Annotated in this window: 10 protein-coding genes; 2 read left to right on the forward strand and 8 right to left on the reverse strand. The window is 73.5% G+C overall.

All coding sequences use genetic code 11. The annotated features are described in order from the left end of the window. From VGH76_RS02320 to VGH76_RS02355, 8 genes are all read right to left on the reverse strand, one after another. A partial coding sequence (locus VGH76_RS02320) for a class I SAM-dependent methyltransferase (RefSeq protein ID WP_331554991.1) occupies positions 1–552 on the reverse strand: 552 nt, incomplete at its 3' end. Then, positions 549–896, reverse strand: a complete 348-nt coding sequence (locus VGH76_RS02325) for a VOC family protein (RefSeq protein WP_331554992.1) — start codon at positions 894–896, stop codon at positions 549–551. The genes VGH76_RS02320 and VGH76_RS02325, both read right to left, overlap by 4 nt. Beyond that, the gene (locus VGH76_RS02330) at positions 893–1057 is read right to left on the reverse strand and encodes a ribbon-helix-helix domain-containing protein (protein WP_331554993.1); all 165 of its coding nucleotides are present in this window, start codon (positions 1055–1057) and stop codon (positions 893–895) included. The genes VGH76_RS02325 and VGH76_RS02330 overlap by 4 nt, the downstream gene beginning before the upstream one ends. Before the next feature lie 194 nt (positions 1058–1251). Then, positions 1252–2685: a wax ester/triacylglycerol synthase family O-acyltransferase gene (locus VGH76_RS02335; RefSeq protein WP_331554994.1), complete on the reverse strand. Its 1434-nt coding sequence runs from the start codon at positions 2683–2685 to the stop codon at positions 1252–1254. After that, positions 2682–4094 carry a 1-acylglycerol-3-phosphate O-acyltransferase gene (locus VGH76_RS02340; protein WP_331554995.1) on the reverse strand — a complete coding sequence of 471 codons (1413 nt, stop codon included), beginning with the start codon at positions 4092–4094 and terminating at the stop codon, positions 2682–2684. The genes VGH76_RS02335 and VGH76_RS02340 overlap by 4 nt, the downstream gene beginning before the upstream one ends. Beyond that, a complete protein-coding gene (locus tag VGH76_RS02345) occupies positions 4091–4309 on the reverse strand; it encodes a hypothetical protein (RefSeq protein WP_331554996.1) in 219 nt (72 codons plus the stop codon). The genes VGH76_RS02340 and VGH76_RS02345 overlap by 4 nt, the downstream gene beginning before the upstream one ends. 11 nt (positions 4310–4320) lie before the next feature. Further along, positions 4321–5883 (reverse strand): acyl-CoA synthetase, encoded by a 1563-nt coding sequence (locus VGH76_RS02350; RefSeq protein ID WP_331554997.1) that lies wholly within the window; start codon positions 5881–5883, stop codon positions 4321–4323. 169 nt (positions 5884–6052) lie between these two features. Continuing rightward, the gene (locus VGH76_RS02355; RefSeq protein ID WP_331554998.1) at positions 6053–7060 is read right to left on the reverse strand and encodes a helix-turn-helix domain-containing protein; all 1008 of its coding nucleotides are present in this window, start codon (positions 7058–7060) and stop codon (positions 6053–6055) included. A gap of 187 nt (positions 7061–7247) precedes the next feature. Between VGH76_RS02355 and VGH76_RS02360 the strand changes: the two genes are divergently transcribed. After that, the gene (locus VGH76_RS02360; RefSeq protein WP_331554999.1) at positions 7248–9410 is read left to right on the forward strand and encodes a molybdopterin-dependent oxidoreductase; all 2163 of its coding nucleotides are present in this window, start codon (positions 7248–7250) and stop codon (positions 9408–9410) included. Next, positions 9388–9867 (forward strand): CBS domain-containing protein, encoded by a 480-nt coding sequence (locus VGH76_RS02365; RefSeq protein WP_331555000.1) that lies wholly within the window; start codon positions 9388–9390, stop codon positions 9865–9867. Before VGH76_RS02360 ends, VGH76_RS02365 begins: the two co-directional genes overlap by 23 nt. Positions 9868–10287 lie beyond the last annotated feature (420 nt).

The following is a 10287-nucleotide window of genomic DNA, read 5'->3' on the forward strand; positions in this document are numbered from 1 at the left end:
CGCGAGGGTCGCGGTGTTCGCCTCCCGGGTGAGGTACATGCTCACGCCGGTCGAGGACACGACGGTGGGCCGCCCGGCGTCGAGACCCGCGGCGAGCAGGCCGTCCCACCAGGACCGGTCCGACTCGAAGTCGGTGGGGACGAACCGCAGGCCCGGCGGCGCCGGGAGCCCGAGCTCGGTGATGCGGCGCCGCTTCCACGTCGAGGTCTCCGGGCGGTCGACCTCGAAGACGGTGCAGGCCGGGTCGAGACCGGGGCGGCGCAGCGCGTAGGTGTCCAGCCCTGCCCCGAGCACGACGTACTGGGTGACGCCGGCGGCGAAGGCCTCGTCGACGAGGTCGTCGACGACGCGGGCGCGCGCGACCATCCCGGCGCGGGCCCCGCGGGTGGTGTCGGGGTCCATGTCACCGCGGTCGCGCCAGCCGGGGTCGGGGTCGGCGAGGCGCAGGCCGAGGGAGTCGTCGAGGACCGGAGGGGCGGCGTCGACCTCGAGGTGCCGGGCGCGCCAGAGGGCGACCCGCACCGCGGTGTGGTCCGGGACGACGGCGGTCACCTCGTGCCCGGGGCCCGGATCGTCCAGGTCCGCCCGTCGGGGTCGCGGACCACCATCTCCCGGGTGCCGTAGTGGGTGTCCTCGAACGGCGAGACCACCTCGAGGGAGGAGTCGGGCTCGTAGGCGTCCGCGTCGGGCACCCCGAGGACGACCTGCATCCGCGGCGCCCGGTCCTCGGGGACCTCGACGACGAAGACCGTGGGCCCCGCACCGCCCCGGAACTGCCCGGAGTGGTGGTCGGTCTCGAAGTCCAGCTCGAGTCCCAGGGCGGTGAAGAACTTCGCGGTCCGGCCCCAGTTGTGGGTCTCCACGACCACGGAGCCGATGCCGTCGACAGCCGTCATGACGATCCCTCCTCGTCGGGCGGGCCCGGGGCGAGGTACGCGCGCAGGGCCTCCGCAACCAGCGCGGACAGCGACTGCTCGGTCTCGAGGGCCCGGAGCTTCACCTGCTTGATCAGCTCGACCGGCAGGTAGACGTTGAACTGCTTGACCTCGTCGGCCACACTAGGATGCTAGCAAGCTAGAGCGGTGCCGGCCAGCGTTGTCGACGAGTGAGTGGCGCCGTTCTGGCGTTGGACGCCAGGAACGTGCCGTTGCTGCCACGGGGCCCCGGAACACCGGCGAGTGAGTGAGTGGCGCCGTTCTGGCGTCGGACGCCAGGAACGTGCCGTTGCTGGCAACCGGGGGCCGGGCTCCCTCAGCCGCGGAGCACCGGTGGCGCCGCGTCCCCGCCCAGCGCGAGCACCTCGGCGAACCCCTCGACGAGGCAGCGGCCGAACAGGTCGCGGTCGGTGATCGCGGCCGGATCGAGGTTGGCGCCCACGCAACAGGTGTCGCCGTGGGTGATCATCGTGATCATCGCGGCGCACCCGGGCCGGGGGGCGTAGGGGTACATCCGCTCCACCCGGGCGCCGGCGAGGTAGACCTCCTCGCGGATGCCGGGGACGTTGCTGGCCTGCAGGTCGTTGCCCTTGGTCACCCCGCCGGCGACGGCCGCGATGACCTGGCCCGGCAGCCGCGCGAGCAGCGGCGAGAGGAGCCCGACGTCGTCGGCGGCCGGTTCGGAGCGGCCCCGGGCGACGTCGTCGGCCACCCGCGCCATCCGCGCCTTCGGGTCCTTCTCCGCGATGCGCCCGGCGAGGCGCAGCGAGGCGATGCGGTTGCCGCCCGCGTCGTCGTCCCCGCTGCGCAGCGACACCGGGATCGCCATCCGGATCTCCTCGACGGAGCTGCCGTTGGCCTCGTGGTAGCGGCGGAACGCGCCGAGCAGGCCCGCGATGTAGGCGTCGTTGATCGTGCGCCCGCACGCCTTGGCGGCCGCCTTGAGGTCGGCGAAGGCGAGGTCCATCGCGACGAAGCGCCAGTCCGGGCCGCGCCGCGCGAGAAGCGACGAGCCCTCGGCCTTCGGCTCGCCCATCACCCGGATCGCGGAGAGCCCGAAGGCGACCGCCTCGCGCGCCTTCGCGATCGGGTCGCGCAGCGCCTCGCCCGCGCCCCGCAGGACGTGGGTCGGCGCGCCGGCGAGCGCCTCGGCGTCGTGGCGGACCTGCCGGCCGAGCGCCGTCCACGGCCCGGGGCCGGGCTCGGCCTCGGGGTCGGGCGCCGGCGGCTGCGGCTTGTCCGGGTCGCTGTTGCGGTGGCGGTTGAGCAGCCCGGAGAAGAGCTGGACGCCGCCCATGCCGTCGGTGGTCGCGTGGTGCAGCTTGAGCAGGTAGGCCGCCCGGCCGTCGGGGAGCCCCTCGACGAGCAGCGCCTCCCACGGCGGGCGGGACCGGTCGAACGGAGCCGTGGCGAGGTGCTCGGCCTGGGCCAGCAGCGCCGGCCATCCCTCGCCCTCGGGGAGGCTGACCCGCCGGACGTGGCGGGCGAGGTCGAAGTCGGGGTCGAGCGCCCAGACCGGCGAGCCGAGCCCGAGCGGCGGCTCGACCACCCGCTTGCGGAACCGGGGCACCATGCGCGTCGCCCAGTCGTGCGCGGCGACCAGCCGGGGCCAGTCCGGGGACCCGTCGAGCAGGGCGAAGGCCACCATCGTCGAGCGCAGCTCCGGGTCCGCCTCGGCCCGCCACATCAGCGTCTCGAACGCCGACATCTCGTCGTCGTCGGCCCAGGACAGGCCCGTGTCGCTGCTCATTTCTCCGCCAATCCGAGCGTCTCGAGGAACAGGCCGCGCACGTGGGCCACGTGCTCGTCCAGGGTGGCGACGCTCCACGCACTCGTGTCGATCGGCGGGTGGACCACGGCGCGGACCGTGCCCGGCCGGACCGCCTGGTCGTGGCGCCACTGCAGCTCGCCCACGTTCTCGAGCACGATCGGCACCATCGGCACGCCGGCCTGCATCGCGATGTGGAACGCGCCCTTCTTGAACGGGCCCGGCCGTGGGGTGACCGACCGCGTGCCCTCGGGGGCCATCGTCAGCGACATCCCCCGGCGGACCTTGTCGACGGCCGGCTGCAGCGCGTCCCGGGCCTGCCGGGTGTTGCCCCGCTCCACGAACGCGACGTCCGCGAACTGGAAGAGCTGACCGAACAGCGGCGTGTACCGGGCCTCGGCCTTCGCCACCCCGGTGAAGTCGTGGCGCAGCATCGTCATGACGACGATGGGGTCCAGCTTGCTCTGGTGGTTGAACACGAACACCGCGGGCCGCCGGGACCAGAGGTGCTCGGCGCCCTCGACGACGACCTCCACCCCTGCCATCGCGAGCGCGAACTCCGACGCGGTCGAACCGGCGACGTTGATCGCCTGCCGGCGGGACCAGGTGGCCAGTCCCGCGCCGACCGCCCCAACCGTGGCCCCGATGAACCCGCCGTAGAACCCCAGCGTCCCCGCCATCGCCTCGGCGGGCGGGACGGCGCCGCGGACGGCGACGGGGAGCGACGGCCGCAGCCCGTCCGGCTCGCCGACCACGGCGGAGTGCCCGACGATGTCGAGGAGCTCCCGCGACGACGCAGGCCCGTACGCGAACGCCCGGGAGAGGTCGACATCGTGCGCGTCGGCCCACGCGGACAGCGCGGCGGCCGCGGCGCGCCCGACGCAGACCGGGGACGCGATCCCCGCGACCTTCTCCCCCTCCGCGCCGACACGGGTGACGACGACGTCGTCGGCGCCCAGCTCCGCGGCGAGCGGGTCGACCTCGGCCCGGGTCGCCGCGGAGACGAGCACGACGCGGTGCCCCCGCCGGAGGTGCCCGACGGCCAGGCGCCACATCTCGGGGTGCAGCCACGACGCGGTGACCGCGCGGAAGGTCTTCCGGCCCTCCTCGGCGACCTCGTCGACCGGCAGTCCGCGGCGCGCCCGCACGACCTCCTCGACGTCGGCCGGGGTCACCTCGTCCGGGCCGGCGACCCCGGTCCGGACCTGCCAGGCGAACCGCTCCCACCATGACGGCGGGGGCAGGAACGGCGCGAGCGGGCAGCCGGCCAGCAGCCCGCCGTCGACGACGACGAACGCGGTGACCGACGCGTCGGCCGGGGCGACGGCGAGGCGCTCGGCGAGCCGGGCCTCGGCGGGCGAAGCGGCCAGGGGGATCGGACCTGGTGTCACGACAACAGCTCCTCGGTCAGCCGCTCCTCGATGCGCGACAGCTCGACGAGCCGGTCGCGGACCTGGGCGATCTCGTCGCGGAACGCCTCGCGCGCGGCCAGCTTCGTCGCCACCACCCACTGCGCGTCGACGAACGAGCGCAGGGCCCGGGGCGCGAGGACGACGACGTCCGCGTCGTGGGCCGCCCGGCCCGGGGTGGCTTCGTCGACACCCACGGCCACAGCGCCTACACCCCCGCCGTTCGGGAGGAGTCCTGCGTGTACCGCTTCCGCAGCTCGCCCTTGACCAGCTTGCCGGTGGCGGTGCGCGGCAGCTCGTCGGTGAAGTCGACGCTGCGCGGCGCCTTGTAGCGGGCGATGTTCGCCTTGACGTGCTCGATGAGCTCGGTCGCGAGCTCGTCGGTGCCCTCGTGGCCCTCCGCGACCTGGACGACCGCCTTCACCTGCTCCCCCATCTCACGGTCCGGGACACCGATGACGGCGACGTCGTAGACCGCGGGGTGCATCGTCAGGCAGTTCTCGATCTCCTGCGGGTAGATGTTCACCCCGCCCGAGATGATCATGAAGGCCTTGCGGTCGGTGAGGTAGAGGAAGCCGTCCTCGTCGACGTAGCCGACGTCGCCCGTGGTCGTCCAGTTCTCGTGGTGCGGGTGGGTCGCCTCGGCCGTCTTCTCCGGGTCGTGGTGGTACTCGAACGGCCGTTCCGGGCGCTCGAAGTAGATCGTGCCGATCTCGCCGGTGGCGAGCTCGCGGCCGTCGTCGTCGGGATCGCAGATGTGGATGGTGCCGAGCTTGGACCGGCCCACCGACCCGGGGTGCTCGAGCCATTCCTGCGGCGAGATCATCGTGATGCCGTTGGCCTCGGTGGAGGAGTAGTACTCCCAGAGCACCGGGCCCCACCAGTCCATCATCGACTGCTTGACGTCGACCGGGCACGGGGCGGCCGCGTGGATCGCGACCTCCATGGTGGAGACGTCGTAGGAGCTGCGGACCGACTCGTCGAGCTTGAGCATCCGCACGAACATCGTCGGGACCCACTGCGAGTGCGTGACGCCGTGCTCGCTGAGGATCCGCAGCGCGTCCTGCGCCTCGAAGCCCGCCGAGAGCAGGAGCGTTCCCCCGGTCGCGAGGACCATGCCGCCGAAGCGCAGCGGAGCCGCATGGTAGGTCGGGGCGGGCGAGTAGTAGACGACGTGCTCGTCGAAGCCGAAGAGCGGGCCGAAGACAGCGAGCATGGGGTCGCCGGGCTCGTCGACCCGGCGGTCGGGCAGGGCGGGCTGGATGCCCTTCGGCCGCCCGGTGGTGCCCGAGGAGTAGAGCATGTCGACGCCGGCGGGCTGGTCGGCCGGCTCCTCGGTGCTCGCCGCGGCCAGCGCGTCCTCGTACGAGTCGTGGCCCTCGACGGTGCCGCCGAACGCGAGCCGGCGACGGACCTTCGGCGTCGCCTCGACGAGGCCCTCGGCGAGCTCGGCCTTGTCGGCGGAGACGACGAGCACCTCGGCGCCGCAGTCGTCGACGATGTAGGCGGCCTCGGGCACCGAGAGGTGGTGGTTCACGGCGGTGATGTAGAGCCCGGAGCGCACCGCGGCCCAGTAGGTGACGAACACGTCCGGGCTGTTGGTCGCGATGAGGGCGACGTGGCCGCCCCGTTCGAGCCCCTCGCCGCGGAGCACGTGGGCGAGCCGGACGGAGCGCTCCTCCAGCTCGGCGTAGGTGAGCGACTCCCCGGTGTCGGCCATGACGACGGCGGACTTGTCCGGGGTCTGCCTCGCGAACGTTCCGGGGTACACGTCGGTGGGTCTCCAGGGAGCTCGCTGGGTCGGCTGCCAACCGGCATGGTTACCCACGCCACACGCGGCTCACCTCGTCCAGGGAGGGTGGGTTCGTCCCCCGTTCGGGATCCGGTGCCCCGCCCGGGGTGGAGCCGTGCCCCCTCCGAGCAGTGCGGCCCGGGAGGGCTCAGTGGGCCGGGCGCAGACCGGCCCGGCGGCGGTAGCTGCCCGGCGGCTCATGGAACTCCAGCTTGAAGCGGCGGCTGAACGAGGCGAGGTCGGCGAACCCGCACGCGTGCGCGATCTCGGTGAGCGACAGCTCGGCGTCGCGGGGGTCCAGCAGCCGGCGCCGGGCGTGCTCGAGCCGCCGGCGCCGGATGAGCGCGCCGACGGTGGTGTCGGCGTCGGCGAACACCCGGTGCAGCGCGCGGACCGAGATGAAGTGGGCCCGCGCGATGTCCTCGGGCCCGAGCGCCGGGTCCTCGAGGTGCTCGGCGACGTAGGAGTCGACCCGCCGGCGCAGGTCGGCCGCACTGCTCGGCGAGAGCACGTCCCCACGGCGCAGCGACTCCCCGACCGCGGTCCCCAGCAGCGCCGCGAGCTGCCCGGCCAACCGGCCGCCGCCGGCGTCGGTCAGCGGCGGCGGGGACACCGCGGTCTCGGCCAGCGTGTGCCCGACGATGGCGCTGAGCCGGTCGCCGCCCAGCGCCCGGGCCGTCGCCGCCCGCGTCACGTCGGCGCCGAGCGCGACCAGTTCCCGAGGCCAGGTGAGCACGAGGAGCTTCCACGGGCCCGCGAAGTGCCACGCGAACGGGCGGTCGGTCTCGTAGACCGCGTAGGCGCCCCGTCCGAGCACCGCCTCACGACCGTCCTGCTCGAGCACCGCGGTCCCCTCCGCGACCATCCCGACCTGCAGGTAGGCGTGCGGATCGGTCCGGGCAAGCCCCGGTGTGCGGTGGGCGCTCTGCGGCGCGGAGCTCACGACCGCGGCGGACAGGTGCCCGACGAGGGTGCTCCGGACCCGGCTGGGGAAGGGGCCGTCGCGGTCCACGTCGTCGACGTCGAGGGCGACGAAGTGTTCGCGGAGCATGTCGCACCAGGGAGCGACGCCGTCGGTCTCGTCCGCCGCGCTGCGGTTCGCGTACTCGGGCCCGGTGTCCGGGAAGGGCCCGACCGGACAGGGTTCTCGACTCACCGAGGGGGCTCCCGGTCAAGGGTGGTGGATCGCCCGACGTTAGGACCGCCCCGGGGTCCCGTCAACGTCGCATGGCAGCCATCTGGCGCTCTGCGACAAGCCTGCCCCGGTGCTCCCGGACCAGGATCACCAGGCCCACGGTCGAGGACGACCACTCCGGCGGACCACCACCCCCCGAGGAGCACCCGTGACGGCGATCGACGTCCCCCTCACCCCCACCACGACGACGGTGCGCGCCGCCTGTCCGCACGACTGCCCGGACACCTGCGCGATGATCGTGACCATCGAGGACGGGCGCGCGACCAAGGTCGCCGGGGACCCGGAGCACCCGTTCACCCGCGGCGGCCTGTGCGTGAAGGTCAACAACTACCCGGACAAGACCTACAGTCCGGACCGCGTGCTCCACCCGATGCGCCGGGTCGGGCCGAAGGGCAGCGGCCGCTTCGAGCAGATCTCGTGGGACGAGGCCCTCGACACGATCGCCGACACCTTCCGCGCGAAGATCGCCGAGCACGGCCCCGAGACCGTCATGCCGGTCAGCTACCTCGGCAACCAGGGCGTCCTCAACGGCCTCACGGTCGGCGACGCGTTCTTCAACCGGCTGGGCGCGACGATCACCGAGCGCACCTACTGCGACTCCGGCTCCTGCACGGCCTACGCCGCCACGGTCGGGGCGACGGCGGGCATCGACCCGGAGAGCTTCGTGCACTCCCGCTACATCATCATCTGGGCGTCGAACACGATCTCGACGAACCTGCACCTCTGGCCGATCATCGCCGAGGCCCAGAAGCGCGGCGCCAAGGTCGTGTGCATCGACCCGATGCGTCACCGCACCGCGCAGCGCGCCGACTGGTACATCCCGATCCGGCCGGGCACCGACGGCGCGCTCGCGCTGGCCATGATGAACGTGATCATCGGTGAGGGCCTGCACGACGAGGCGTACGTCCGCGACCACACCGCCGGCTTCGACGAGCTCGCCGAGCGCGTGGCGCAGTACACCCCGGAGTGGGCCTCGGAGGAGACCGGGATCCCGGTCGAGGACATCCGCACCCTGGCCCGCGAGTACGCCACGACGGACCCGTCGGTGATCCGGATCGGCGTCGCGATCGAGCGGCACGCCGGGGGCGGTCAGACCGTCCGTTCCATCGCGTGCCTGCCCGCGCTCGTCGGGGCGTGGCGCCACGTCGGGGGCGGGCTGCTCCAGCTGCCGCTGTGGGCGCACCCGGTCAACTGGCCGGCGTTCGTCCACCCGGAGTTCGCGACACCCGGGACGCGGGTGGTGAACCAGTTCCTGCTGGGCCGGGTGCTCACCGGGGAGGGCGGGGCGAGCGGAGCGACGGGGGACGGCGGGGCGCTCGACCCTCCGGTCACCGCGCTCGTGGTCTACAACTCCAACCCGATGGTCGTCTCCCCCGAGCAGGACAAGATCGCCGCGGGGCTGGCCCGCGAGGACCTGTTCACGGTGGTCAGTGACCACTTCCTCACCGACACCGCGCGCTATGCCGACATCGTGCTGCCCGCGACGACCGCGCTCGAGCAGCACGACCTCATGTTCAGCTGGGGGCACTTCTACGTGACGCTGAACGTCCCGGCCGTCGAGCCGGAGGGCGAGGCGGTCCCGAACACCGAGCTGTTCCGCCGGCTCGCCGCACGGATGGGGTTCGACGACGAGTACTTCCGGCTGACCGACGAGCAGCTGATGGAACAGGCCTACGACTGGTCGGCGCCGGCGATGGCGGGCATCACGCTCGACTCGTTGCGCGAGACCGGCTGGGCGCGACTGAACCTCCCGAGCGCCGACGAGTACCGGCCGCACGCCGAGGGCGGCTTCCCGACGCCCTCGGGGAAGACGGAGTTCCGGAGCGCTGCGCTCGAGGCCGCCGGCAACTTCGTCGTGCCGTTGTTCCGGCAGCTGTGCGAGGAGTTCCAGCCCGGCGGCGTCGTCGACCCGCTGCCGCACTACGTCGCGCCGCGCGAGACCGGTGAGGTGTACCCGCTCAACCTGCTCTCGCCGAAGTCGCACGCGTACATCAACTCGAGCGCCGGCGACCAGGCGATGCAGAAGCGTGTCCAGGGCGAGCAGACGGTGACCATCCATCCGGCGGATGCCGAGGCGCGCGGGATCGGCGAGGGTCGCTACGTCGAGGTCTCCAACGACCGCGGTCGCTTCGTCGCCCTCGCCCGTCTCTCCGAGGAAGTCGCGCCGGGCGTGGTGGTCTGTCCCATGGGATCGTGGCCCAAGAACGCCAAGGAGGGCAGCACCGTGAACTCCGTCAACCCGTTCGCGTTCGCCGACCTGGGCAACGCGCCGACCTTCTCCGACACCCGTGTCGAGGTCCGGCTCGTCTGAGCGCCCGGCGGAGCACGCACACGGCACCGTCGCCGCGGCCGCGCTCCGCCGGCCGAAGGTGCTGCCCGCCGCCGCGACCGTCGGGCAGGCCCGGGCGGCGCTCGCCGACGACCACGTCCACGCGATGCCCGTCGTCGAGGCCGGGGTGCTCCTCGCGGTCGTGGAACGCGCCGACCTCGAGGGCGTGCCCGACGCGACCCCCGCGGCGCTCGTCGGCGGGCTCGCCGGTCGGACGGTCGCGCCGACGGCGGACCTGGCGTCGACCTGGGCGGGCATGGCCGCGGAGGGTCGGCGCCGGCTCGCGGTCGTCGACGCCGACGGCGTGCTGCTCGGGCTGCTCTGCCTCAAGCGTCACGGCCGCGGCTTCTGCTCTGCGGCCGACGTCGCAGCCCGGGAAGCGGACCGTCGGAGGCCCGACCCGGCCGCACCAGTGAAGGCCCAAGGAGACCAACCGTAGGGGCCGATCGGCCTATCATGTCCGATTCTGCCCACCTCCTGTATCCCGCCGGGGGGACATGAGGTCTCTCGACCGGCGGAATCACCGAACCTGGAGCGCACCGTTACGCGCATCCCGTCGTTGGGCCAGTCACATCCCCCGACGGGTGCACAGGCACCTCGTCCCGCTCCCCACCACTGCAGTGGAGGTTCGTCCGTGTCCATCTCCGCACGCTCCCGTGCCCTGACGATCGGCGTTCTCGCCGCTGCTGCCGCCTCGCCGGCCACGGCGTTCGCGTCGCCCGCCCCGGCTGCGGCTCCCGCCGCCGCCCCGGCTGCGGCTCCCGCCGCCGCCCCGGCTGCGGCTCCGGCTGCCGCGCGGCCGGCGGCGGCTCAGCCGGCCGCGGCTCAGCCCGCCGCGGCTCAGCCGGCCGCGGCTCAG

Origin of the sequence: Actinomycetospora sp., assembly GCF_036497585.1 — a bacterium.
GTDB lineage: Bacteria > Actinomycetota > Actinomycetes > Mycobacteriales > Pseudonocardiaceae > Actinomycetospora.